General features: G+C 61.4%; 20 protein-coding genes. 9 read left to right on the top strand and 11 right to left on the bottom strand.

Features of this window, described 5'->3' with window-relative positions; translation table 11 throughout:
* Nucleotides 1-119: 119 nt before the first annotated feature.
* Together ACTO5E_RS00290 and ACTO5E_RS00285 are read right to left on the bottom strand one after the other, a co-directional pair.
* Nucleotides 120-1,634 carry a S1C family serine protease gene (locus tag ACTO5E_RS00290; RefSeq protein ID WP_482300550.1) on the bottom strand — a complete coding sequence of 505 codons (1,515 nt, stop codon included), beginning with the start codon at nucleotides 1,632-1,634 and terminating at the stop codon, nucleotides 120-122.
* Between the two features lie 210 nt (nucleotides 1,635-1,844).
* Nucleotides 1,845-2,999 carry a Gfo/Idh/MocA family protein gene (locus ACTO5E_RS00285; RefSeq protein ID WP_482300548.1) on the bottom strand — a complete coding sequence of 385 codons (1,155 nt, stop codon included), beginning with the start codon at nucleotides 2,997-2,999 and terminating at the stop codon, nucleotides 1,845-1,847.
* A 195-nt stretch (nucleotides 3,000-3,194) separates the two neighbouring features.
* Between ACTO5E_RS00285 and asnB the strand changes: the two genes are divergently transcribed.
* Nucleotides 3,195-5,048 carry an asparagine synthase (glutamine-hydrolyzing) gene (gene asnB, locus ACTO5E_RS00280; RefSeq protein ID WP_482300546.1) on the top strand — a complete coding sequence of 618 codons (1,854 nt, stop codon included), beginning with the start codon at nucleotides 3,195-3,197 and terminating at the stop codon, nucleotides 5,046-5,048.
* Nucleotides 5,049-5,164: 116 nt separating this feature from the next.
* Here the strand turns inward: asnB and ACTO5E_RS00275 are convergent, their stop codons facing one another.
* Genes ACTO5E_RS00275 through ACTO5E_RS00265 form a run of 3 tightly spaced genes read right to left on the bottom strand, consistent with a single transcriptional unit; the run spans nucleotide 5,165 to nucleotide 8,801 of the window.
* Nucleotides 5,165-6,238, bottom strand: a complete 1,074-nt coding sequence (locus ACTO5E_RS00275; protein WP_482300544.1) for a Ger(x)C family spore germination protein — start codon at nucleotides 6,236-6,238, stop codon at nucleotides 5,165-5,167.
* Nucleotides 6,235-7,314 (bottom strand): GerAB/ArcD/ProY family transporter, encoded by a 1,080-nt coding sequence (locus tag ACTO5E_RS00270; RefSeq protein ID WP_482300542.1) that lies wholly within the window; start codon nucleotides 7,312-7,314, stop codon nucleotides 6,235-6,237. The genes ACTO5E_RS00275 and ACTO5E_RS00270 overlap by 4 nt, the downstream gene beginning before the upstream one ends.
* Nucleotides 7,315-7,328: 14 nt before the next feature.
* Nucleotides 7,329-8,801 (bottom strand): spore germination protein, encoded by a 1,473-nt coding sequence (locus ACTO5E_RS00265; RefSeq protein WP_482300540.1) that lies wholly within the window; start codon nucleotides 8,799-8,801, stop codon nucleotides 7,329-7,331.
* Nucleotides 8,802-8,973: 172 nt separating this feature from the next.
* On the opposite strand from ACTO5E_RS00265, the gene ACTO5E_RS00260 reads away from it, so the two are divergent.
* The 3 genes from ACTO5E_RS00260 to ACTO5E_RS00250 all read left to right on the top strand — a co-directional run bounded on the left by ACTO5E_RS00260 (nucleotide 8,974) and on the right by ACTO5E_RS00250 (nucleotide 10,720).
* The gene (locus tag ACTO5E_RS00260) at nucleotides 8,974-9,639 is read left to right on the top strand and encodes a DUF421 domain-containing protein (RefSeq protein ID WP_482300538.1); all 666 of its coding nucleotides are present in this window, start codon (nucleotides 8,974-8,976) and stop codon (nucleotides 9,637-9,639) included.
* 129 nt (nucleotides 9,640-9,768) lie between these two features.
* On the top strand, nucleotides 9,769-10,266 hold the full coding sequence (locus ACTO5E_RS00255) for a SprT-like domain-containing protein (protein ID WP_482300536.1): 498 nt from the start codon (nucleotides 9,769-9,771) through the stop codon (nucleotides 10,264-10,266).
* Between the two features lie 61 nt (nucleotides 10,267-10,327).
* On the top strand, nucleotides 10,328-10,720 hold the full coding sequence (locus ACTO5E_RS00250) for a hypothetical protein (protein WP_482300534.1): 393 nt from the start codon (nucleotides 10,328-10,330) through the stop codon (nucleotides 10,718-10,720).
* A 76-nt stretch (nucleotides 10,721-10,796) separates the two neighbouring features.
* Here the strand turns inward: ACTO5E_RS00250 and rpsR are convergent, their stop codons facing one another.
* The 6 genes from rpsR to ACTO5E_RS00220 all read right to left on the bottom strand — a co-directional run bounded on the left by rpsR (nucleotide 10,797) and on the right by ACTO5E_RS00220 (nucleotide 15,048).
* Entirely contained in the window at nucleotides 10,797-11,045 is a 249-nt protein-coding gene (rpsR, locus tag ACTO5E_RS00245; protein WP_482300532.1) for a 30S ribosomal protein S18, read from the bottom strand.
* Between the two features lie 35 nt (nucleotides 11,046-11,080).
* Entirely contained in the window at nucleotides 11,081-11,626 is a 546-nt protein-coding gene (locus ACTO5E_RS00240; protein WP_482300530.1) for a single-stranded DNA-binding protein, read from the bottom strand.
* A gap of 57 nt (nucleotides 11,627-11,683) precedes the next feature.
* A complete protein-coding gene (gene rpsF / locus ACTO5E_RS00235; RefSeq protein WP_482300529.1) occupies nucleotides 11,684-12,097 on the bottom strand; it encodes a 30S ribosomal protein S6 in 414 nt (137 codons plus the stop codon).
* A 319-nt stretch (nucleotides 12,098-12,416) separates the two neighbouring features.
* Nucleotides 12,417-13,385 (bottom strand): Gfo/Idh/MocA family protein, encoded by a 969-nt coding sequence (locus ACTO5E_RS00230; protein ID WP_482300527.1) that lies wholly within the window; start codon nucleotides 13,383-13,385, stop codon nucleotides 12,417-12,419.
* Between the two features lie 356 nt (nucleotides 13,386-13,741).
* Nucleotides 13,742-14,254 (bottom strand): DUF1836 domain-containing protein, encoded by a 513-nt coding sequence (locus ACTO5E_RS00225; protein WP_482300525.1) that lies wholly within the window; start codon nucleotides 14,252-14,254, stop codon nucleotides 13,742-13,744.
* Nucleotides 14,242-15,048 (bottom strand): HAD family hydrolase, encoded by an 807-nt coding sequence (locus ACTO5E_RS00220; protein ID WP_482300524.1) that lies wholly within the window; start codon nucleotides 15,046-15,048, stop codon nucleotides 14,242-14,244. Before ACTO5E_RS00220 ends, ACTO5E_RS00225 begins: the two co-directional genes overlap by 13 nt.
* Nucleotides 15,049-15,185: 137 nt before the next feature.
* Here ACTO5E_RS00220 and ACTO5E_RS00215 point away from each other — a divergent pair, with 137 nt between their 5' ends.
* The 5 genes from ACTO5E_RS00215 (at nucleotide 15,186) to ACTO5E_RS00195 (ending at nucleotide 22,521) form a co-directional block, all read left to right on the top strand.
* On the top strand, nucleotides 15,186-17,558 hold the full coding sequence (locus ACTO5E_RS00215) for an ATP-dependent helicase (RefSeq protein WP_482300522.1): 2,373 nt from the start codon (nucleotides 15,186-15,188) through the stop codon (nucleotides 17,556-17,558).
* A 340-nt stretch (nucleotides 17,559-17,898) separates the two neighbouring features.
* On the top strand, nucleotides 17,899-18,582 hold the full coding sequence (locus tag ACTO5E_RS00210) for a carbon-nitrogen hydrolase family protein (protein WP_482300520.1): 684 nt from the start codon (nucleotides 17,899-17,901) through the stop codon (nucleotides 18,580-18,582).
* Nucleotides 18,583-18,591: 9 nt separating this feature from the next.
* Nucleotides 18,592-19,050 (top strand): GNAT family N-acetyltransferase, encoded by a 459-nt coding sequence (locus ACTO5E_RS00205; protein ID WP_482300518.1) that lies wholly within the window; start codon nucleotides 18,592-18,594, stop codon nucleotides 19,048-19,050.
* Nucleotide 19,051: 1 nt separating this feature from the next.
* On the top strand, nucleotides 19,052-20,782 hold the full coding sequence (locus ACTO5E_RS00200) for an ABC transporter ATP-binding protein (RefSeq protein WP_482300516.1): 1,731 nt from the start codon (nucleotides 19,052-19,054) through the stop codon (nucleotides 20,780-20,782).
* Nucleotides 20,779-22,521, top strand: coding sequence for an ABC transporter ATP-binding protein (locus ACTO5E_RS00195; protein WP_482300514.1), 1,743 nt, complete (start codon nucleotides 20,779-20,781; stop codon nucleotides 22,519-22,521). The genes ACTO5E_RS00200 and ACTO5E_RS00195 overlap by 4 nt, the downstream gene beginning before the upstream one ends.
* Nucleotides 22,522-22,707: the final 186 nt, after the last annotated feature.

Here is a 22,707-nt window from a genome sequence, read left to right as displayed (position 1 = left end):
GGGCGGAGCAGGCCAAGGGGCGGCAGGTAAATTTCCATACACAAAGGGCCCGGGAGCTTTCGCTCCGGGCCCTCTGCGCAAAAAAAGGAGATTATGAAAAAGAAAACTTGTACTCGTGATTAGTTGGAGACCCCTGAGTTCTCAGACAGGGTCAATTCTATTTTTATGCCCGACTCGCCGAGGATCGGCCGGTCAATGGTCAACGTGACCTTGTCGCCGGGCTTTTTGTTGGCAATATAGGAGGCTATGGTGCCGGAGGAGGTGATCTGGGTGTCGTCAATAGCGGTAATCACGTCATACTGCTGCAGGCCCGAGGCCTTGGCTTTCTCTGTTACCGCCTCAGCCACCACATACCCCTGGGGGAACCCAAAGTAGTTGGTGCGGGAGATATACTGCCCGGTAATGCCCAGCATGGGGCGGTCTTTCACATAGCCGTATTCAATCAGGTCAGACACAATGGGCTGGGCCACATTGGAGGGGATGGCAAAGCCCATGCCCTCATAGTCCGTGGCTGCGATTTTAGAGGAGTTGATGCCCACCACCAGGCCGTTGCTGTCCACCAGCGCGCCGCCGGAGTTGCCCGGGTTGATGGCCGCGTCTGTCTGAATGCAGTTGACCATGAAGCCGGTCTGACTGTTGGTGACAGGGCGGTTCAGGGCCGAGACATAGCCAATGGTAACGCTGGAATTGAACTGCAATCCTCCCGGGTTGCCAATGGCCAGCACCTGGTCTGTAACCTGCAGGTCCTCCGAGTCCCCGAACTCGGCAGGGGTCAGCTTGTCGTCGGTGTTGATTTTCAGCACGGCCAGGTCCGTCTGGGTGTCCTCGCCCACCAGCTCCGCCTCATAGATGGCGCCGTCTGAGGTGACCACCGAGAGATTGGTGGCCCCGTCTACCACATGCTGGTTGGTGACAATATAGCCGTCCTCAGAGATGATGATGCCAGAGCCCTCCCCAGCCGGAGAAAGCTCGCCGCTGTCCTGGTCCTCCTGGCCGCCAAAATAGTAGCCGCCAAAGTAGAAGCCGTTCTGCTGCTGGCGCACCTGATAGTTCTGCACACACACCACAGAGGGGATCAGCTTCTGGGCCACCTCCTGGGTGCTCATCTCCCCGCGGGTGGCGGTGGGGGTGGTATTGCCGCCGTCCGCCCGCTTATACAGGGTGAAGGCAGCGGTCTGCTCCGCGTTTTCGGGGCTCTCCACATTGACCACGCCGTTCTGAATCAAGCCGGCGAACAGCCCCACTGAGCTCAGGGAGACCACTGCGCAGGCCAGCACCCCGGCAACCAGCTTCAAGGCCAGCTTGCCGCCCCCCTTCTTTTTGGGCTTGGGCTGACTGGGCTGGGCGGCGGACTGAGCGTAATACCCCTGCCCGGGGGTCTGTCCCGCCGGGCCCCAGCTGTAGCTGCTCTGCTGGGAGTAGGGGCTCTGATACGTCCCATAGCCGCCGTAGCTCTGCTGACCGGGCGGGGTGAACTGCCCGGTGTGGGCTGTCTGATTGGTCTGGGCCGTCTGTGTGGGATAAGGGAAGGTCCCGGTTCCAAAGGTCTGCTCGGACGGACCAACGCCGCTGCTTGTCTGCTCGCTGTTCATGCCGGGGTTCTCATTTTTTTCGTTGTTGTCATAGGGATTCATAAAAGCCGCTCCTTTCAGTCGATGGGTTGTTGTGAGCCCTGCGCTCACTGCTGTTCTCTTGCTGTGACTGTATTATCCCCCATCAATGTGAAGGTCATGTGAAAACAAACCGACAACTTACTGAATCCCTTGGCCGGGCCTGAAAATTTCGCAAAAAACGGCAAAACCGCGCTGATCTGGCAAGACAGTCCCCCACAAGGGGGGCGGTCTCTAATAGGTGCCCTCTGTGGAGAAGGTGATCTCCGCGCCCTCCTTCTTCCGGGAAGCCGCCCGGCGTTTCTCCAGCTCCTGAAGGAAACGCTCCTCGTCAAAGGGAATGTCCACCGCCTCCCCCAGCCACCCGGAAAGATGCATGGCGTTGGACAGCAGCAGGCCGTTCAAGCCCTCGCGGCCATCGGCCACCAAAGGCTTGCCCTCCAATATGTTACCGGCAAAGGCGTTCAGCACGCCTACATGCTGGGGATTCTCCCCATCGGTCTCCACCTCAAGCCGCTCTGTCTCCGGCTTCCGAAATCCCTCCTTGGAGCTGCGGCAGAAGTCACGCTCGTCCTCCTTCAGCCGCCAGAAAGTGAGCCGGTCCTCCTCGCACACCAGCTTGCCCCGGGTGCCGGTAATCTCAAACCGGTTGGTGCCCGGCGCGTCGCCGGTGGTGGTGACAAAAACCCCTGTGGCTCCGTTGGGGAATTCCAGATAGGCGGTTACATCGTCCTCCACCTCAATGTCATGCCATTTGCCCTGGTGGCAGAAGGCCCGCACGGTTTTGGGCAGGCCGCAGATCCATTGGAGCAGGTCCAGCTGGTGGGGGCACTGGTTCAGCAGAACGCCGCCGCCCTCTCCGGCCCAGGTGGCCCGCCAGTCGCCGGAATCATAATAGATCTGCGTCCGGTACCAGTCGGTAATAATCCAGTTCACCCGCTTCAGCTCGCCCAGCTGGCCGCTGTGGACCATCTCATGCATTTTGCGGTAGAGGCAGTTGGTGCGCTGGTTGAACATCATGCCGAACACCCTGCCGCTCCGGTCGGCGGCGGCGTTCATCTCCCGCACAGCCAGCGTGTAGACCCCGGCGGGCTTTTCGCACATCACATGCAGGCCATGGGCAAAGGCCTCCTTGGCCAGCACCGGGTGCTGGTAATGGGGCGCGGCAATGAGCACCGCGTCGCACAGGCCGCTGGCAATGAGCTGGCTGCCCTCGTTAAAAACCGCCGTGCCCTCCGGCAGGGTCTCTCTGGCCCACTGGCGGCGGGCCTCCCGGCGGTCGGCCACAGCCGCCACCGTAACGCGGGGGGTTTTGCCTGCCAGGATATTGCCCACATGGCCGCTGCCCATATTGCCCACGCCGATGATACCAAGCTTTACTTGCTCCATTGCGATCATCCTTTCACAGCTTATGATACCCCCATCATACCGCACCCCGCCCGCAAAGTCAAGCCTAACTGACGCGGACGCGAAGACAGCAAAAAACCTGACGGCGCGAAGGGAAAGCCGCAGGAAATTTTTTGCCTTTGGCGCATATAATGGGAGAGCGCAGACTCTCATTATACTCAGAAGGGAATTGGTTTTATGTGCGGTTTTGCTGGCTTCAGCGACTTCAACGACGAGCTTCTGGATGAAAAATATCTCTGGATGGCCCTGGCCAGGCGAATGGCCAGGCGGCTCTCCCACCGGGGGCCGGACGGCCAGGGCGCACAGGTGTCTTCCCACTGCGCCCTGGCCCATATGCGTCTGGCTGTGATGGACCCCCAGAACGGCCAGCAGCCCATGACCGTAGTTCGGGAGGGCAAGGCCTGCACCATTGCCTATAACGGGGAGCTGTACAACGCCCCTGAGCTCCGGGCCAGCCTGGAAAGCCAGGGGTATTCCTTCCTCACTGACTGCGACACCGAGGTGGTGCTTAACGCCTATCTCTGCTATGGCGAGGACTGCCCGGAGAAGCTCAACGGCATCTTTGCTTTCGCGGTGGACGACGGCATCCGCGACCGGCTGTTTCTCTGCCGGGACCGCTTTGGGGTAAAGCCCCTGTTCTACACCATACAGAATGACCGGCTGGCCTTTGCCTCTGAAATCAAGGGCCTGTTTGAATTCCCCGGCGTCAACCCGGTGCTGGGCCGGGAGGGCCTTTGCGAGGTATTCGGCCTGGGTCCCGCCCGCACCCCCGGGCACGGGGTGTTTGAGGGCATCCACGAGCTGCTGCCCGGCCATTTCGCCCTGTTCGACCGGGAGGGCTTCCGGGAGCGGTCCTATTTTGAGCTGACCGCCGCCCCCCACGCCGCCAGCTATGAGGAGACTGTAGAGACCCTGCGGGAGCTGCTTTTGGACACGGTCCATCGCCAGCTGGCCGCCGACGTACCCCTGTGCACCTTCCTCTCCGGGGGACTGGATTCCAGTGTGGTGACAGCCATTGCCGCCGGGATTCTCAAGGAGCGGGGCCAGCGGCTGTCTACCTACTCCTTTGAGTTTGAGGGCAACGAGGCCTACTTCACCCCCTCCTCCTTCCAGCCTGACCGGGACCAGGACTGGGCAGAGCGGGTCAGCCGGGAGCTGGGCACAGACCACCACACCCTGCTGTGCACCAACGACCAGCTGGCCGACTCCCTGTTTGAGGCGGTCATTGCCAAGGATCTGCCGGGCATGGCGGACATTGACGGCTCCCTGCTCCACTTCTGCCGCCAGGTGAAGCAGAACCATGTGGTGGCCCTGTGCGGCGAGTGCGCCGACGAGATCTTCGGGGGCTACCCCTGGTTCCACCGGCGGGAGATGTTCGACGGCTCCCGCTTCCCATGGAGCGGCAACCTGGAGCTGCGCCAGTCCCTGCTGAACCCGGAGCTGCGGGAGCAGCTGCGCTTGGAGGACTATGTGTCCCAGCGGCTGGGGGAGACCCTGGAAACTGTGCCTGTGCTGCCCGGAGAAAACCCGGAGCAGGTGCGTATGCGGCAGCTCAGCTGCCTGAACATGCGGTGGTTTATGGCCACTTTGCTGGACCGGAAGGACCGGTGCAGTATGGCCAGCGGCTTGGAGGTGCGGGTGCCCTACTGCGACCACCGCATTGCCCAGTACCTGTATAATGTGCCCTGGGACTTTAAATGCCCTGGCGGAGAGCCCAAGGGTCTTTTGCGGGACGCCGCCCGGGGCCTGCTGCCCGAGGAGATTCTCCGGCGGAAAAAGAGCCCCTACCCCAAGACCCACAACCCCGGCTACGAGGCCATCCTGAAGCAGAGGCTCCGCTATATTCTGCGGGACAGCCTGCAGCCCATCCACAAGCTTCTGTCAGAGGAGGCGGCGCAGGGCCTGCTGGACCAGAGCTTTGACTATGGCAAGCCCTGGTTCGGCCAGCTCATGGCCGGCCCCCAGCTGCTGGCCTACCTCATTCAGGTGAACTACTGGCTGCTGCACTACAATATCTACATCGACCTGTAAACACCCGGGTCCCCTGTCCCGCACGCTGGCAGGGCCTTTTTTCGCCCGGACCGGGCCAAACCACTGGAATCGCAAGGGCTTCTGCGCCCTCTCCTTACGGATGGACGCGGGCCCAGTCAGCCCACTGCCCCGGCCACCCGTTCCTCCTCCAGCCTTTGCACCTTCACCTTTACCTCTATCTGGTACTGGCTCCGCCCCATCAGCTCCGGCCAGCGGGCCCCGTTCGCCCGCCAGTATGCGGGCTGCTCCCGGTACAGCTGGTTCCCGAAGCCGAAAATATCGCAGCCGTCTCCCTCAACAGCCTGGCGGACAGCGGCCTCCGCCTCATTCCGGAGCTTTTCCGCTGCCGCGGCTTCCAGGTAGGCACAGTCCAGACCGCTGGTGTCGGCGGCGCTTACATCAGCGGCCACCTCCATCTGAACGCGAAAGCTGGGCGGGTCCCCTGCCCGGGCCTGGGTTTTGGTCTTGATCCCCCGCAGGCTCAGGGTGACAACGCCGTTCTGGGCCTCCACCGCCAGCTCTCCCCGGTTCAGCTTGTTTGTCATCGCCAGATATCCCCGGGTCTGCTCTAAGGTGAGCAGGCCCTTTTGCTGTGCCCCAGAGAAATAGACCGTGCCCGCCGCTTCCACACTGTCCTCACCGGCCCGCAGCAGGGGCAGCACTGCCGAGCTCCCCTCCCGCCGCATGCCGTTCACAAAGCCCAGAATGTCCATGTCCACCGCCTGGCCGTTCCACCGCCCCCCGCTGCCCAGAGCTTCCAGCTCTGACATGCGCATGAGCTTGCCGTCCTTTTCCGTGGAGAGCACCTCCTCGGCTGTGCCCTCTGCTACAAACAGCTCCACAGCGGGCCGGGTGTTGTAGTACCGGACAAAAAAGTCCAGACAGCCGTCCAGGCCCCGGCGGGCGCAGTCCATGCCAAACACCACCAGGTAGTTGTGGGCGTAAAAGGGCTCCCGTCCGGTGGTGAGGGACAGGGAGGACAACGCTTCCAGCACTGTCTCCCCTTCACAGGTAAACAGCTCCTCCCCCTCCTCCGCCGAGGTAGAGGACCGCACCGTCACCCGGTAGCCCTCTCCGGTCCAGTCTACCCCAATGCCGTGGATGAGCACCCGCTCGTACAGCTCCGGGTAGCCGCAGCCGGAAAGACACAGACAGAGAGCCGCCAGCAGCACAAAAATACGCCGTTTCATTTCTCCCGCCTCCTTCCCCGAAGCAGCCTTCCCAGCCAGACCAGCAGGGGCAGGCCCGCGCCGCTGACCACGGTGCACCAAAACAAAAATTCCGTATTCAGCAGGAAGTCCTGGGCCTCCCGGCTTCCGGCAGTGGCCCAGGCCAGCAGAAGGATCAACACTGCCGCTGCCCACAGGGCGGGCTTTGGCTCCTTCTCTCCCGCCAGGGCGGTAAAGCACACCCGGCAGGCGTACAGGTCGCAGCTGAGCTTGATGATCAGCCCCATCATCCAGATGCCGGTGAATACCGCGTCCAGCCGCTGTAAGGAGCGTATCTCGCTGAGGGAGGCCAGCACATACACCGGGAAATTCTGGGTATAGGCGTAGCGTCCCAGACAGCCCGCAATGAGCAGAATGACGCTGCCCACAAACAGGGTGGTCCCTGCCATCCAGCCGGCGAACCCCAGCTTTTTTCTTCCCTTTACCTGGGGCAGCAGCACCGCCATGTCTGCAAACACGGAGGTTCTTGCCAGAAACAGCATCACCCCCTGCCGGGTCTGGCCCAGGCCCTGATAGAACAAGGGCTCCAGGTTCTCTGTGTCAAACCGCCCCGCCGCCATGGCGAACACCAGCCCGCAGCCCAGCACCAGCACCGCGAAAACACAGGTGGCGCACCGGGCCACGGTCTCCAACCCCTTAAGCGCACCGTAAAGGGCCACAGCCCCCAGCGCGGCAACTACCAGCCCGGCAGAAAAGCCCGGGTTTACGGTGTCCATGAGGAATATTTGAAACATGCCCAGGGATGTGCCCCCCACCAGCACAAAATACAGGGCATAGCCCAAGGGGACCAGCCCCCCTGCCCTGCCTAATGTGTCCATAGCCAGCCGGGGAACGCTTTGTCCCTGCTCCCGGCCCATAGCCAGCCACAGGGGCAGAGCGATCAGCACCCCCGCCCCCATGGCCAGCAGGTAGGAAAATATGCTGTCCAGCAGGCTTTCGCCGCCGGTGTACTGGGCATTCAAGGCAATGGTGACCACTGTGCGGGACACGAACATGGCCAGAAAGAGCTGGGCCGAGCTGATTTTTGTGTGAGCCATCGCTGCTCCCCCTTTCATTGGCCGGCCTCCCGGCTGCCGGGCATGCTCTGCACATTGGCGCTGCCCTTTGCCAGCCGCCGCCAGTTGGCCCGCACAAACACATCCCGAAAGCTGAGCCGGCCATTATAGGGGGCCACCGGGGACAGCAGCGGCACCCCAAAGCTGTCGGTACCGCACAGATCCATAAGCAGCAGCACCAGGCCGATCATCACGCCCCACACCCCCAGAAAGTTCCCTGCCAGCAAAAAGGCCAGCCGCAGCAAGGCCAGGGGCTCATACAGCCGGGGCACCGCGTAGCCGGCAATGGCTGTCAGGGCCACTACCATCAGAGAGGGCGCGCTTACCAGCCCCGCCGACACAGCCGTGTCCCCAATCACCAGGCCCCCCACAATGCTTACCGTGGCAGAAAGGGACCGGGGCGCCCGCAGCCCCGCCTCCCGCAGCACCTCATAGAGAAAGTAGAGGATCAAGGTCTCCGCCATGACCGGGAAGGGGGTCTGGGCCTCGGACTCGCTGATCTTCAGCAGCAGGGCCTCGGGGAGCATCTCCGGGTGGTGGGTGGCAATGGCCACATACAGCCCTGGCAGAAAGGCGCTTAAGAAGAACGCCGCATACTTGAGCCAGCGGATGAAGGTGCCATAAAAGGGCCGGGTCAGGTAGTCGTCCAGGGTCTGAAAATTCTCCACAAACAAAAAGGGCACCAGAATGACGCTGGGGGTGCCCTCCATCAAAATGGCGATGCGCCCCTCCTGGATTTTGCCGCACACCACATCCGGGCGTTCGGTCATGCCCACCCCGCTGAACACCCCGCCCCGCTCCAGAAATCCCACCAGATACCCTGCCCCCAGGGCAGCGTCCAGATGGAAGGTCTTCAGCCTTTGGCGCAGCTGGTCCAGAATCTCCGGGCTGGCCACCCCTTCCAGATAGCACAGGGCCAGAGGCGTGTGGCTTTTGCTGCCCACCTCCGCCTTCTCAAACTTCAGGGCCGTGGTTTTCATCCGGCGGCGGATCATGGAGATGTTGTTCTGATAGCTCTCGTTAAAGCCGTCTTTCGCGCCCCGCTGCATTACCTCGTTCTGGGGCTCGTCCGGGCCGCGGCTCTCAAAGCCCTGCACCCCAAACACCAGCGCCTCCCCGCAGCCGTCAATACACAGCACCGCAAAGCCGCTCATCAGCAGCAAAAGCAGCTGGTCCATCTGGCTCTCCCGCTTCTGCTCCACCGAGCCCAGCACGGTTTTTTCCACCTGCTCCATAAGCCCCGGGCCCTGGCCGGTGAGCTGCCGGGCTTCCAACAGGGGATTAAGGATGCTCAGGGTGATGATCTGCTTGCTCACCAGGCCGTCCAGCCCGAACAGCGCGGCCCGGGCGCCAGAGAGCTCCAGCTCCCGCATCATGAAGTCCATGGCGTTTTCAAATTCCCTTTGCAGATACTGCTGGTTCTCCTCCAGCCTGGCCGATACCTTTTCCAGCTTTTTCAACGCTGCCAACCGATCCGCCTCCTTTTTTCGCAGCACAGGCCGCGCGCGGTTTCCATACCAGCAGTGTAGACCATTTCAGCTGGATTATGCGGATAAACCAGTCAGAAGCCAGAGATAATAAGCCTGTTATTTTTGGGAAAAGAGGGAGTCTATGCTGATATCCTTGGTACGAACTCTTATCATGTACGCAGCCATTTTGGCCAGCGTGCGGCTGATGGGCAAGCGGCAGATCAGCCAGCTGCAAACCTCAGAGCTGGTGGTGACCCTGCTCATCTCCGAGCTGGCGGTCATGCCCATTCAGCAGCACAACGAACCCCTTTGGAACGGCCTCATCCCCATGGTGGTGCTGGTGGGCTGTGAAATCGTGGTGTCGCTCCTTATGCTGAAAAGCGGGAAATTCCGGCAGGCGGTGTGCGGAAGCCCTATGGTGATTATTGAAAACGGCCGTGTACTGCAGGACCAGCTGCGCCGCCTGCGCATGAGCACAGAGGACCTGTTTGAGGAGCTGCGCCTGGCCGGGGCTTTTGCCCTGGAAGACGTGGCCTATGCCATTGTGGAGACCAACGGCCAGCTGAGCGTACTGAAAAAGTCCTCGGCTGACAGCCTGACCCCCAAGCAGGCGGGAGTCAAAGCCCCGGAGGAGGCCCTGGAGGTGGTGGTGGTCAGCGACGGGCAAATCTCTCAGAACTCTCTGCGTCTGTGCGGCCGGGACCCGGTCTGGCTGAGAGAGCAGCTGCGCTTTCAGGGCGCGGAGCTGGAGGACGTCTTTATTATGACGGCCCGGACAGACGGCAAGCAAATGATCATCAAAAAGCAGCGGACAAGCTCCCCAGGCGCAAAAAAATAGCGCCGGACCTTGCGTTTTTCCCCCTCCTCCGCTATAATGATGGGTAGAAACAGGGGTTCCGCCGCCCGGTCCAAGGGCTTATTGATTCTTTTGGGCTGTGTGGACTTCAGCAGGAGAGGGGGACGCCGGATGGAGCTGTCCGCACTGGACCAGGCGCTTCACGCTCTGTGGGAGGAGCTCCACAGCCTGGGCATCCCGGTCTCGAAAAAGCTTGCGCCCCATGTGCGGGTGAACACCCGGGCCAAACGCCGGCTGGGCTGCTGCTACTTCATCTCAGGCTCCTGCGCCATTGAGGTCTCCGCCCGGGTGGCGGAGGACCCGGAGCTGCTGCGCCTCACTCTGGTCCACGAGCTGCTGCACACCTGCCCCGGCTGCCGGGACCACGGACCCCGGTGGAAGGCCTGGGCCCAGCTGGCAGGCCAGCATTTACAACTGGACATCCGCCGCACTGTGCCCCTGGAGGACAGCCCCGGACCCCTGCGCCAGGAGACGGTAAAATATGTGCTGCAATGCCAGAGCTGCGGGGCGCTCATCCAGCGCAAGCGGCTCTCAAAGGCTGTCAAGACACCCTGGCGCTACCGGTGCCCCTGCGGGGGGCAGCTGAAGCGTCTGCCGGATATCCATTGACATTCCTGGGCAAATAGGGTAAAATAGGGGTATACTATCAATTTTTATGAGGGATTCTGCCATGAAAAAAGCCTGCTGTGCCCTGCTGTTCGCCCTTTCGCTGACACTTCTCACCGGCTGCTCCTCACCGGACGCCTTGCAGCTGGACCTTTCTCAGGGCTTTGGCAGCCAGCTCAAGCTGCTGCACCTGAACGCCAGCACCCAGGAACGCCGCCGCCGCATTCAGGACTTTCACGCCCTGCTGGAAAACGCCCAGCCCCTGGAAAAGGACCTCTCTCTGTTCGCCTATTACCCGGACTACCGGCTGGAACTGCTGCGGGACGGCGAGCGGGTCACTGTGGTCATGGATGTAAACGGGGAGTTTGTAGACTTCCATTATCTGGATGAGGACGTGATCTATCGTTCGGCTCTCAGCGCCAAGGACCTGAAAAAGCTCATCCATCAATACAGCTGAACACAAAAATGCGCGCAGAAAAGCCCTTCGCAAAAGCGAAGGGCTTTGTTTGCGTTCAAGCACCGGCTGGCTGAAATCAGTCGCTGGTGTAGGGCAGCAGCGCCAGATGGCGCGAACGCTTGATGGCCACAGTCAGCGCACGCTGATGGCGGGCGCAGGTACCGGTCACGCGGCGGGGAAGAATCTTGCCCCGCTCGGAGATGAACCGGCGCAGCTTGGCCACGTCCTTGTAATCAATAAACTCCGCTCTGTCCACACAGAAGCTGCAAACCTTTTTGCGCCCCTTGCGGCCCCGGCGAATTTCTCTCTCGGGTCTGTCCGGCATAGCTGAAACCTCCTTCACATATGATTCGCTGGATTTCAGAAGGGCAGGTCGTCGTCGCCCATGATTTCTTCAAAGCCTCCATCGCCGCCGCTGCTGAAAGCCGCGGGCGGGGGCTCTGCCGGGAAGGTGGGCGCGGCCCCAAAGCCGCTGTCCTGGCCGCCGTAGGATTTTCCCTGACCATAGGCAGGGGCCCGGTCATAGGAGGAAGCGCGGTCCTCATAGGCAGGGCGGTCTCCTCCATAGGCGGAGCCGCTCTCCCGTTTGGAGCCGGTAAAGCTCACATTGTCCGCCACTACCTCCACCGCAGTGCGGCGGTTGCCCTGCTTATCCTCATAGCTGCGGGTCTGGATGCTTCCCGTCACGGCAATCATCTGTCCCTTTGTAAAGTATCTGGACACAAACTCCCCGGTGCCGCGCCAGGCGACCACGTCAATAAAGTCCGTCTGTCTTTCGCCAGAGGTCTTACTGACAAAATTGCGGTCTACCGCGATACGGAACGAACACACAGCGGTGTCGTTCTGCGTCCGCCTCAGCTCAGGGTCGGCAACCAGCCTGCCCATAAGCACCACCACATTCAGCATAATAGGCGACCTCCCTTTCTGTTTGGCCGAGGGGGACGCCCTCAGCCCTAAAGCCCGTTATTCCGCGCTCTCAGGGGCGGCGGGAGCCTCCACGGCCTCCACGGCGATGGCCTCCACGTCAACGCCCTCGTCCTCAGCCCGCTGGGGCTTCTGAGGCTTACGCTCCACGATGTGGCGGGGGTCCCGCTTGACGATCAGGGTGCGCACGATGCCGTCGGTGATCTGGTAGCGGCGGTCCAGCTCAGCAGTAAAATCAGGGCCGCTCTCAAAGTGGATGAGAGTATAATAGCCCTCGGTCTGCTTGTTGATGGGGTAGGCAAAGCGCCGTTTGCCCCAGTCGTCAACACTCTGGACAGTGCCGTTCTCTGCGATCAGCGTCTTGAAGCGTTCCACGAGAGCCGCATTGCCCTCCTCGCCCAGCTTTGCGGACGTGACGATGACGGTTTCGTAGAGATTTTTTCCTTCTGCCATTTGTATTGCACCTCCTTTTGGCCTTATGGCCCCGGGCTGAATCAATTTCCCGGAGCAAGGAAGTTTGAAACTCTGTCTCAAACAACTACTCCATTATACCATGCTTTCGGGGAAAGTCAAGGGATTTCTTGGACGGGGCAGAAGTCTCCCGGTTCAAGGATAGATACAGCCGTGTTCTGGATGTTTTTCACCGGACCGGGGACGCGGTCTCCGCCATCCGGGAAGGCGGCGGCTACATTTAGAGGACAGTCCGCAGCATAGTTCCACCAAAAGCAAAGGAAAGAGAGCTCTCGGGAGCCCTCTTTTCTTTTGTTTTACCTTAGAACAGCACCTTTTTACCAGAGCGGTGCGCCGCATATGCGCCCACCATAAAGCGGGTGAGCTCCACCGCGTCCTCTATGCCGTTGGGGGCTTCGCCCTGGCCGTTTACTCCGTCGATCCAGGCGTCTATGGGCATGGGGTCTGCGGGAGGAAGCTCGGTCATCTGCACCAGCTTGCCCCCGGTCTCCTGGCAGGCATATTCCAGAATACCGTTGTGCACCATCAGCGAGCCCTCGGCGCCGCTGAGCTCCAGCACATAGGGCATACCCTTGGTGACAAAGCCTGTCTCAGAGACGCCAATGGCCCCGCCCTCGAATTCCAGCACCGACACGGCGTTGTCCTCCACCGGCTTGCCAGTCACCTGGGTAAACTGAGAGACAATGGACTTGGGGCTGCCCATCATCCAGGCAAGGGTATACATGGGGTGGGCGCCCAGGTCCATCATGGCCCCGCCGCCGGTCTCGGCCTCATTATAAAAGTGGTCGGGGAGCCAGCCCGCCGAGCTGCCGTCGTGGGCGTCCCGCACCCGGGCGTAAGTAATGCGCCCCAGCTTGCCGCTTTCCGCCAGGGCCTTGGCGGCTTTCAGGGTGGGCCAGGTCTTGTGGGGGAAGGAGATGGTAAATTTGACTCCCGCCTTCTTCACTGCCTGGGCAATCTCCTGGGCCTCCTCGTTGGTAAAGGCCAGCACCTTTTCGGTGAAGATATGCTTGCCTGCGGCGGCAGCGGCCAGCAGCACCTGGGTATGGCGGCAGGTGGCGGTGGTGACCTGCACGGCGTCGATGGAGCTGTCGGCCCAGATGGCTTCCAGGTCCGGCTGGAAGGGAATCCCCAGCTTTTCTGCGGCAGCGCTTCCCCGGGCGGGGTCGCTGTCCCACAGGCAGGCCAGTTGGGCGTGGGGGTTCTTTTGAATAGCCTCGGCGTACTCCATGGTGTGGACATGCCAGGCGCCAATCACTGCGACTTTCATAGGTAACTTCCTTTCGTGGTGAAATATATATTTTATTGGCAAAGAGCTCAAAACGGTAAGAAAGGCTGTGCGCAAGCCGGACTCAGCAAAGCCGCTGCCGTCAAATGCAGGAGAAGCAGTTTCCTGTTCCTCCTGAAAGGAAGAGCTGAAACAAAAATATAGAAGAAATAACCAGCGAGCGCAGACGCGCGGCCCTTTGCGCGGGTGCAGGTCCTTTTGCGGAGCAAAAGGGCCGACGGCTTGCGAAGCAAGACGGCGAGCGTCCTGTTTGCGGGCGGCAGATTCGGAGCAGGGCGCGGTTGTGGTCGCCCCCGCTACCCCGCTGTGCAGCGGGACCGATGTTTTCCGCGCGAGGGTCACTCCGCCTCCCCCAGCTCCTTCAGGATGCGCTCCGCAGCCGCCCGCTTGGCATTGGCCTCTGCCGCCAGCCGCAGCGCCGTGCGCTTCAGGTCCTCTCCACTCTCACAGCTGGCCTCCAGCCCCTGGCAGGCCTCCCGCACCGCGCTGGTGTGGGCTGAGAGAAAATCCTCATACAGCTCCGGCTCCATGGGCCCCTCCAACAGCGACTTGATGTCCTGTATCGCCAGCACCTGCTTGAGCATACAGATGGCTGTCAGCGCCGCCAGATGCTCCCGGCTGTACTTCTTTTTCTCCGGATGGGGCAGCACGCCGCTTTTCACATAATTGTTGATCATGGAATTGGTCAGCAGCAAATCCTCCTCATCCCGCTCAAAAAAACGCAGGCTGTCCCGCAGGTAGAGCAGCACCTGGTCTACATACAAGGGGATGGTAGGCAGCTGCTCCCAGGCGGGGGGCGAGAGCGCCTTGCCCTCCCGGGCCCAGGCAAGAATTTTCTCTATTGGTTCCATTGGGCCCCCTCCTTGTCCAGAATGTCCAGAAGGCCGGATATTCTGTCGATACGGAGCAAGCCCTTTTGGGGCGCAGGCGCGGCAATGTCCCGGCCAAGCGCCTGAACATGGTCGATGCCATAGCTCTTATCCATCTCAGGCCGCCATACTGACTCAGCACATATCTGAACAGGAAAAATACCCAGCTGGGCCGCGCCCTCGCAGTTTTTGGGGTTGTCGTCCACAAAGACGGTCTGCTCCGCAGGGAGCCCCATTTTGGAGAGAGCATCCTGGAACATCAGGGGATCAGGCTTTAGCGTGCCAAGCTCGTAGCTGAACGTGGTACAGTGAAAGTATTGCAGAATATCAAAGTGCTCCAACAGGGGGATGATGGACGGCCATGTGTCGGAGATGATGCCAAGCCGGTATTTGCCGCGCAGGGCCTTCAGCGTCTCAACCGTGTCGTCAAACAGGCGGTAGTTGTCGTCTTTATTATTCACCTTATCATCCGCAACCGCCTTCAGCTCGGCGTCTGTCAGCTTCAGGCCCAGCTCGCCGGCAAGCACCCTGTAATACCGCAGAAAAATCTGATACTCCTCCTCTATGGACAGCACAGGCCTGCTGTGTTCCACCGCCCGCTCCTTTGCGGCCCGGTCCTTGGCGGCTTTCACCTTCTCTGGCGGCAAGGCGGCTAATTTTTCAGGAGAGAAATAGCGCTTGGCGAAATCTGAGAACATAAAGCTCCCCGAGGGCGGGTACAGCAGCGTGCCGCCCAGGTCCAGAAAAATGCCCTTGATATTTTCCAGCTTATCCATTGTGTTCCACTCCTTTGCCTTTTCTGGTATTGTAGACCATGTAAGAGGATTTGTCAAATTTTTATAGGCCCCGTTGCCTTTCATGCCGGATTATGCTAAAATAATAGGACATTGAAACATGGAAAGGTAGCAGGAAAATGAGCTTGAATAAGAATGATATGTTGGAGCTGCGCCGCCGGGTGCTGGAAAAGGATTTCGCCCGCATGAACGAGCGTCAGCGCCAGGCGGTGTTTCATACCGAGGGGCCGCTGTTGATTCTGGCCGGGGCCGGCAGCGGCAAAACCACGGTGCTGGTGAACCGCATTGCCAACCTGGTGCGCTACGGCAAGGCCTACAACAGCGGCTTTTTGCAGCCGGAGTTCACGGATGGAGACCGGGAGAGCTGTCAAAGCTACCTGAATGGGGGAGAGCTCTCTCCCATTGCCCAGGCCAGGCTTTCGGTGTCGGCCTGCGCCCCCTGGCGTATTCTGGCCATCACCTTCACCAACAAGGCGGCAGGAGAGCTGAAAGAACGCCTGTGCGCCATGCTGGGAGAGGAGGGCCGGGATGTGTGGGCCTCCACCTTCCATGCCAGCTGCGCCCGTATGCTCCGCCGGGACGGGGACAGGCTGGGCTACAGCTCTCACTTCACCATTTACGACACTGACGACAGCCGCCGCATGATGAAGCAGGTGATGACAGACCTGGACATCAATGAGAAGGCTCTGGGCCACAAGGCCATTCTGGCGGAGATTGCCCGGGCCAAGGACAGCCTGGTCTCCCCGGAGGAGTTTGAAGACCAGGCCGGGGACGACTTCCGGCTGCGGCAGGTGGCCCGGGCCTACCGGGCCTATCAGCGGCGTTTGGCAGACGCGGACGCCATGGACTTTGACGACCTGCTGGTGAACACGGTGCGGCTGTTCCAGAAATGTCCCGATGTGCTGGAATATTATCAGGACCGCTTCCGCTATATCATGGTGGACGAGTATCAGGACACCAACCATGCCCAGTATGAGTTTGTGCGCCTGCTGGCGGAAAAATCCAACAATCTCTGCGTGGTGGGCGACGACGACCAGAGCATCTACAAATTCCGGGGAGCCACCATTGAGAACATCATGAACTTTGAGCAGGACTTTGCCGGGGCCATGGTGGTGCGGCTGGAACAGAACTACCGCTCTACCCAGAACATTCTGGACGCGGCCAACGCGGTGATTGCCCACAACAAGGAGCGCAAGGGCAAAACCCTGTGGACCGCTGCCGGGGCCGGGGAGAAGCTGCGCCTGCACACTGCCGAGAACGAGCAGGACGAGGCCGAGCGGGTGGCCCGCACCATTCTGGACGGGGTTGCCAAGGGGCGGAAATTCTCCGACTACGCTGTGCTCTACCGGATGAACTCCCAGTCCTTGGCCTTTGAGAGAAACTTTGCCAAGTCCGGCATCCCCCACCGCATTATCGGCGGCACCCGCTTCTTTGACCGCAAGGAGGTGCGGGACATGATCGCCTACCTCAGCGTTATCAACAACCCTGGGGATGAGATCCGTCTGCGGCGGATCATCAACACCCCCCGGCGCAGCATTGGAGACAAAACCGCCGACACCGCCGCCATGATCGCCCAGCAGGTGGGCGAGAGCATGTTCCAGGTAATCGGCCACCCGGGGGACTTCCCCGCCATCAGCCGGGCGGCGGGCAAGCTGCTGCCCTTTGCCCAGATGATGCAGGCGCTTATGGACAAAAACGAGGAGGGCATGGCCCCCAGCGAGCTCTATGCCGAGCTTTTGGAGCAGACCGGGTACCTGATGTACCTGCGCACCGATGAGCCGGAGAAAGCGGAGGACCGCATCGAAAACGTGCAGGAGCTCTCCACCATGATCCAGCGTTATGAGCAGGAGAACGGGGACGAGGCCAGCCTCTCGGGCTTTTTGGAGGAGGTCTCTCTGTTCACCGACATTGACAATTATGACGCGGAGGCCGACTCGGCGGTGCTGATGACCATTCACTCCGCCAAGGGCCTGGAATTTCCCGTGGTGTTCCTCCCTGGCTGGGAGGAGGGGGTCTTTCCCGGCAACGCGGTGCTGTACGACCCCAGCCAGGTGGAGGAGGAACGCCGCCTGGCCTATGTGGCCATCACCCGGGCCAGAGAGGAGCTGTATATCTTTAACGCGGAGAGCCGGATGATCTTCGGCTCTACCAACCGCAACCATCTCTCCCGGTTTGCCCAGGAGGTGCCCGAGGCGCTTACCGAGCGCAGCCGCTCCCGGGAGTACATGGGCCGCAGCGTCGCCATTACCCACGGGGACGGCCCCGTGTCCCCGGCCCGGCCCCAGCGGGGGGCCGCCTACCGCCCCGCCCCCCACAAGCCCGCCCCTACAGGCACCTACCGGCTGGGCGACACGGTGCAGCACAAAACCTTTGGCACAGGGCTTATTGTCAGCGCAACGCCCATGGCCAACGACACGCTGCTGGAAATTGCCTTTGACAAGGCGGGCACCAAAAAGCTTATGGCCAATTTTGCCCGGCTGACCAAGCTGTAAAGCCCCATGGAAGTCTGGACCATAGACGCTGTGCGGACCCCCGCCCAGCTGAAAGCTGTGCCGGACATGTGCTATAGTAAACGCGCTTGAAAATCGGTCCATCCCGATTTTCAAGCAGAACGGTTCGGGGACACCCGTGCCGCCCCGTTAACAATATCAAATCCTCGGGGAACGCCTGCGGGAGGTATAGCTCCCCAGGCCTGGGTGGAGCGGCTGAAGGGGGCGGAACGCCGGCTGCTGCGCTGGCCAGCCTGGAGAGCCTGGTCTGCGGCTGCCGCCCCCATTCAGGAGCTCCATGGCCAGACTGTTTGCCAGAAACTGCTATCAGGAGGCAAGCCATATGAAAATCTGTCTGACTGTGCCCGAACGCTTTGCCGCCCAGGCTGAGCTGCCCGTCCTGCTCCGGGAGCCCGCTGACCTGACCCTGTTCCCCGAGGGCTTTCTCCGGTCACAGGAGGACCTGGACCTTGCCCTGCGGCTGACAGAGGAACGCCCGGGCACAGTGGTGGCCGGATACCGGGACGGGGACTGGGAGAAGGCCCTGGTCATAGAGAGGGGCCGGGTAGCGGACGAGTATACCAAGTGTATTCTGACCCCCCAGGAGCGGGACAAGGGCAAGCGGCCAGGGGACCGGCTCCACTGTCTGAACAGCTCTCTGGGCAGGCTGGCCGTGCCGGTCTGCTATGAGCTCCATTTTCCCGAGGCCTGCCGGGTGATGGCTCTGGAAAACCCGGTTTTGCTGCTGAACCCCATTGGCACAGGCATGTGGCACCGCCGTCAATATGACCAGTGGCGGGCCCTGGCCAGAGCCCGGGCCATTGAGAACCAGCTGCCTGTGCTGGGCTGCTGCCACTTTTGCGGAGAGCTGCCCCTGGCCTTTGCCTTTGACTGCCACGGGGAGCCTCTGTTGGAGGCAAAGGGAGAGCGCGGGGCTTTTGGTGTGGAGGTGGAGCTGCCCGAGTCCTGTCCCATTGACTATTTCGTGGACCGGAGGCCGGAGCTGTTCGGCCCCCTGGCCCAGTAAGGAGGCGTCATGATAACCAGAATAGAGGAAAAGGAGCGGAAGGAGCAAATCTGCCGGACGGTATTGGCCGCTCTGCCCGACTGGTTCGGCAAGTCTGAGAGCGTGGAGGAATACGCCAGGACCTGCCGGGAGCTGCCCCTGTGGGCGGAGCTGGAGGGGGAGGAGGTCCGGGGCTTCATTGCCATGCGGCCCACCAGCCTCTACGCGGCGGAGCTGTATGTCATGGGTGTGCGCCAGGAGTGCCACCGGCAGGGGATAGGCCGCAGGCTGTTCCGGGCCTTGTATGAGGAAGCAGCCAGGCAGGGCTTTCGGTACCTGACGGTAAAGGCCGTGGAGATGGGGCATTATGAGGACTACGACCAGACCAACCGCTTCTACCAGGCCCTGGGCTTTGTGGAGTTGGAATGCCTGCCCACCCTGTGGGATGCGGCCAACCCCTGTCAGATTTATATCATGGATGTGAGATAAGATGAAAAAACTGCTGATCTATCTGAAAGAATACCGGAAGGAGTGCGTGCTGGGCCCCCTGTTCAAGCTGCTGGAGGCCAGCTTTGAGCTGCTGGTGCCTCTGGTGATGGCCTCGGTGATTGACACCGGCATTGCCCAAGGAGACCGGGACTATATCATCCGTATGTGCCTGGTGCTGGTGGGCCTGGGAGTAATCGGGCTGGCCTGTTCGCTGACAGCCCAGTTCTTCGCGGCCAAGGCCTCGGTGGGGTTTGCGGCCAAGGTGCGGGCGGCGCTGTACGGGCACATTCAAAGCCTCAGCTATGCCGACATGGACCGGGAGGGCTCCTCTACCCTGATTACCCGCATGACCAGCGATGTGAACCAGGTGCAGAACGGCATGAACCTGACCCTGCGGCTGCTGCTGCGGTCGCCATTTGTGGTGTTCGGGGCCATGGTCATGGCCTTTACCATTGACTGGAAGGCCGCGCTGATCTTTGTGGGGGTCATTCCCCTGCTGTCGGTGGTGGTGTTCGGGGTCATGCTGTGGACCATGCCCCGCTACAAGCAGGTGCAGGCCCGGCTGGACAAGGTGCTGGGCCTCACCCGGGAGAATCTCACCGGGGTGAGGGTGGTGCGGGCCTTTGGCCGGGAGGAGTCGGAGACTGAAGGCTTCCGCCAGGAAAACGGCGCGCTGACCCAGCTGCAGGAGTTTGTGGGCAAGGTCTCGGCGCTGATGAATCCCGTGACCTATATCATCATCAACCTGGGGGCCGTGGTCCTGATCTGGGCCGGGGCTGTGCGGGTGGACGCGGGAATGATCACCCAGGGAGCCGTGGTGGCGCTGCTCAACTATATGTCCCAGATTCTGGTGGAGCTGGTGAAGCTGGCCAACCTGATCATCAACATCACCAAAGCCCTGGCCTGTGCCAACCGCATCTCGGCGGTGCTGGACACAGAGCCCACCCTGCGCTCTCCGGACAAGGGCCGGGCAGGCAGCGGGGCCGGGGTGGTCTTTGAAAATGTGGAGCTCACCTATCAGGGGGCGGGCGCGCCCTCCCTCACAGGGCTGAGCTTTACCGTGGAGCCCGGAGAGACCGTGGGCATTATTGGCGGCACCGGCAGCGGCAAAACCTCCCTGGTGAACCTGATCCCCCGGTTTTATGACGCCACCGGCGGCCGGGTGACGGTGGGAGGCATAGACGTGCGGGACTGGCCCCTGGAGGAGCTGCGGGCCCGCATTGGCGTAGTGCCCCAAAAGGCGGCGTTGGTGACCGGCACCATCCGGGAGAACCTGCTTTGGGGCCGGGAGGGAGCCTCGGGCCAGGAGCTGTGGCAGGCGTTGGAGACAGCCCAGGCCAAGGATTTCGTCAAGCAGAAGCCCAAGGGGCTGGACGAGCCGGTAGAGCAGGGGGGCCGGAATTTCTCCGGGGGCCAGCGTCAGCGGCTGACCATTGCCCGGGCCCTGGTACGCCGGCCGGAGCTGCTGATTCTGGACGACAGCGCCAGCGCCTTGGACCTGGCCACAGACGCCCGGCTGCGTCAGGCCATTGCCGGGCTGGACTATAAACCCACCGTGTTCATCGTGTCCCAGCGCACAGCCTCCATCCGCCACGCGGACAAGATCGTGGTGCTGGACGACGGCAGGGCCGTGGGGGTAGGCGCCCATGAGGAGCTGCTGGAAAGCTGCTGGGTCTACCGGGAAATTTATGAGTCCCAATTTCAAAAAAGCAAGGAGGGGGCTGTAGAATGAAGTCCAAAGCAAAAAAGGGCGCCCTGAAAAAGGTGCTGCGCTACATCCGCCGGTATTGGCTGCTGGTGGGGCTTTCGGTGGCGCTGGCGGCGGTATCTGTGGCGGCGGCGCTGTACATCCCCATTCTCACCGGCAATGCGGTGGACCTGATTGTGGGCCCGGGCAAGGTGGACTTTGAGGGCGTCTTCCGCATTCTGGTACAGATTGGGGGGGTTATCGGCCTGGCCGCTCTGGCCCAGTGGGTGATGAGCGTCATCAACAACCGGGTGACCTACCGGGTTGTCAGGGACATCCGGGAGGAGGCCTTCCGGCATATTCAGGTCCTTCCGCTGAGCTATCTGGACGCCCACCCGGCAGGTGAGACTGTCAGCCGGGTAATTGCCGATGTAGACCAGTTTGCCGACGGCCTTCTGATGGGCTTTACCCAGCTGTTCACCGGGGTCATCACCATTCTGGGCACTCTGGGCTTTATGTTCTCGGTGAATGTGGGCATCACACTGGTAGTGCTGGTGGTAACGCCGGTTTCGCTGGTAGTGGCGGCGTTCATTGCCAAAAGCACCTACAGCATGTTCCGGCTTCAGTCTCAGGTGCGGGGCGAGCAGACCGCCTTTGTGGAGGAGACGGTAGGGGGCCAGAAGGTGGTGCAGGCCTTTGGCCAGGAGCGTCAGGCCCAGGAACGCTTCGGAGAGATCAACGAGCGGCTGCGCAAGTGCTCTCTGCGGGCCATCTTCTTCTCCTCCATCACCAACCCCTCCACCCGGTTCGTCAACTCTCTGGTGTACACCGGGGTGGGCATTGCCGGGGCTCTGGCCGTGGTGGGCGGAGGACTCACGGTGGGCCAGCTCACCTGCTTTTTGAGCTATGCCAACCAGTACACCAAGCCCTTCAACGAGATCTCCGGCGTGGTTACCGAGCTGCAAAATGCCCTGGCCTGCGCCGCCCGGGTGTTCGAGCTCATCGAACAGCAGCCGCAAACTCCTGACGCGCCCCTGGACCTGGGCGAGGCCGGCGGCAGCGTGGAGATCGACGATGTGTTCTTCTCTTACCAGCCCGGCCAGAAGCTCATCGAGGGTTTTGGCCTGGGGGTGCGCCCCGGCCAGCGGGTGGCTTTGGTAGGGCCCACCGGCTGCGGCAAAACCACGGTCATCAACCTGCTCATGCGTTTTTATGACGTGGACGCCGGGGCCATCCGGGTGGACGGCAGAGACGTCCGGGATGTCACCCGGAAAAGCCTGCGCCGGAACTATGGCATGGTGCTGCAGGATACCTGGCTGAAAAACGGCACGGTGCGGGAGAACATTGCCTACAGCAAGCCCGACGCCAGCGACGCAGAGATTGAGGCAGCGGCCCGGGCAGCCCATGCCCACAGCTTCATCAAGCGTCTGCCCAAGGGGTATGACACGGTGATTGGCGAGGAGCTGGGGGGCCTGAGCCAGGGCCAGAAGCAGCTGCTGTGCATTGCCCGGGTGATGCTCTCTTTGCCCCCTATGCTCATTCTGGACGAGGCCACCTCCTCCATCGACACCCGCACCGAGGCCCGCATTCAGCGCGCCTTTGCCAAAATGATGCGGGGGCGCACCAGCTTCATTGTGGCCCACCGGCTGTCTACCATTCAAGACGCGGACATGATTCTGGTCATGCGGGACGGCCACATTGTAGAGCAGGGCAGCCACCAGCAGCTGCTGGACAAGGGCGGCTTCTACGCCGAGCTGTACAACAGCCAGTTCGCGGTGGTGTAAGACATGGTGATCACCTGTGTCTGCGCCTCCAACATTCTGCACAGCGTGTCCCAACGGCTCTGCGCCATTGCTGCCAACCATTTGACCCAGGCGGGCGCTGTCTGCGAAATCGTCTGTCTTCACAGGCTGCGGCGGATGCTTTTATACCCTGCGCTGCTGCCGGGACAATGCTTTCAACGCGCTCTA

This window comes from Acutalibacter sp. (genome assembly GCF_056800975.1).
This window is presented reverse-complemented; position numbering and strand designations above follow the sequence as displayed.

Excerpts from the sequence above, each read along its gene's own strand:
- ACTO5E_RS00290 (WP_482300550.1), bottom strand. The coding sequence starts at position 1,634 with ATGAATCCCTATGACAACAACGAAAAAAATGAGAACCCCGGCATGAAC.
- ACTO5E_RS00285 (WP_482300548.1), bottom strand. The coding sequence starts at position 2,999 with ATGGAGCAAGTAAAGCTTGGTATCATCGGCGTGGGCAATATGGGCAGC.
- asnB (WP_482300546.1), top strand. The coding sequence starts at position 3,195 with ATGTGCGGTTTTGCTGGCTTCAGCGACTTCAACGACGAGCTTCTGGAT.
- ACTO5E_RS00275 (WP_482300544.1), bottom strand. The coding sequence starts at position 6,238 with ATGAAACGGCGTATTTTTGTGCTGCTGGCGGCTCTCTGTCTGTGTCTT.
- ACTO5E_RS00270 (WP_482300542.1), bottom strand. The coding sequence starts at position 7,314 with ATGGCTCACACAAAAATCAGCTCGGCCCAGCTCTTTCTGGCCATGTTC.
- ACTO5E_RS00260 (WP_482300538.1), top strand. The coding sequence starts at position 8,974 with ATGTACGCAGCCATTTTGGCCAGCGTGCGGCTGATGGGCAAGCGGCAG.
- ACTO5E_RS00255 (WP_482300536.1), top strand. The coding sequence starts at position 9,769 with ATGGAGCTGTCCGCACTGGACCAGGCGCTTCACGCTCTGTGGGAGGAG.
- ACTO5E_RS00250 (WP_482300534.1), top strand. The coding sequence starts at position 10,328 with ATGAAAAAAGCCTGCTGTGCCCTGCTGTTCGCCCTTTCGCTGACACTT.
- rpsR (WP_482300532.1), bottom strand. The coding sequence starts at position 11,045 with ATGCCGGACAGACCCGAGAGAGAAATTCGCCGGGGCCGCAAGGGGCGC.
- ACTO5E_RS00240 (WP_482300530.1), bottom strand. The coding sequence starts at position 11,626 with ATGCTGAATGTGGTGGTGCTTATGGGCAGGCTGGTTGCCGACCCTGAG.
- rpsF (WP_482300529.1), bottom strand. The coding sequence starts at position 12,097 with ATGGCAGAAGGAAAAAATCTCTACGAAACCGTCATCGTCACGTCCGCA.
- ACTO5E_RS00230 (WP_482300527.1), bottom strand. The coding sequence starts at position 13,385 with ATGAAAGTCGCAGTGATTGGCGCCTGGCATGTCCACACCATGGAGTAC.
- ACTO5E_RS00225 (WP_482300525.1), bottom strand. The coding sequence starts at position 14,254 with ATGGAACCAATAGAGAAAATTCTTGCCTGGGCCCGGGAGGGCAAGGCG.
- ACTO5E_RS00220 (WP_482300524.1), bottom strand. The coding sequence starts at position 15,048 with ATGGATAAGCTGGAAAATATCAAGGGCATTTTTCTGGACCTGGGCGGC.
- ACTO5E_RS00215 (WP_482300522.1), top strand. The coding sequence starts at position 15,186 with ATGAGCTTGAATAAGAATGATATGTTGGAGCTGCGCCGCCGGGTGCTG.
- ACTO5E_RS00210 (WP_482300520.1), top strand. The coding sequence starts at position 17,899 with ATGAAAATCTGTCTGACTGTGCCCGAACGCTTTGCCGCCCAGGCTGAG.
- ACTO5E_RS00205 (WP_482300518.1), top strand. The coding sequence starts at position 18,592 with ATGATAACCAGAATAGAGGAAAAGGAGCGGAAGGAGCAAATCTGCCGG.
- ACTO5E_RS00200 (WP_482300516.1), top strand. The coding sequence starts at position 19,052 with ATGAAAAAACTGCTGATCTATCTGAAAGAATACCGGAAGGAGTGCGTG.
- ACTO5E_RS00195 (WP_482300514.1), top strand. The coding sequence starts at position 20,779 with ATGAAGTCCAAAGCAAAAAAGGGCGCCCTGAAAAAGGTGCTGCGCTAC.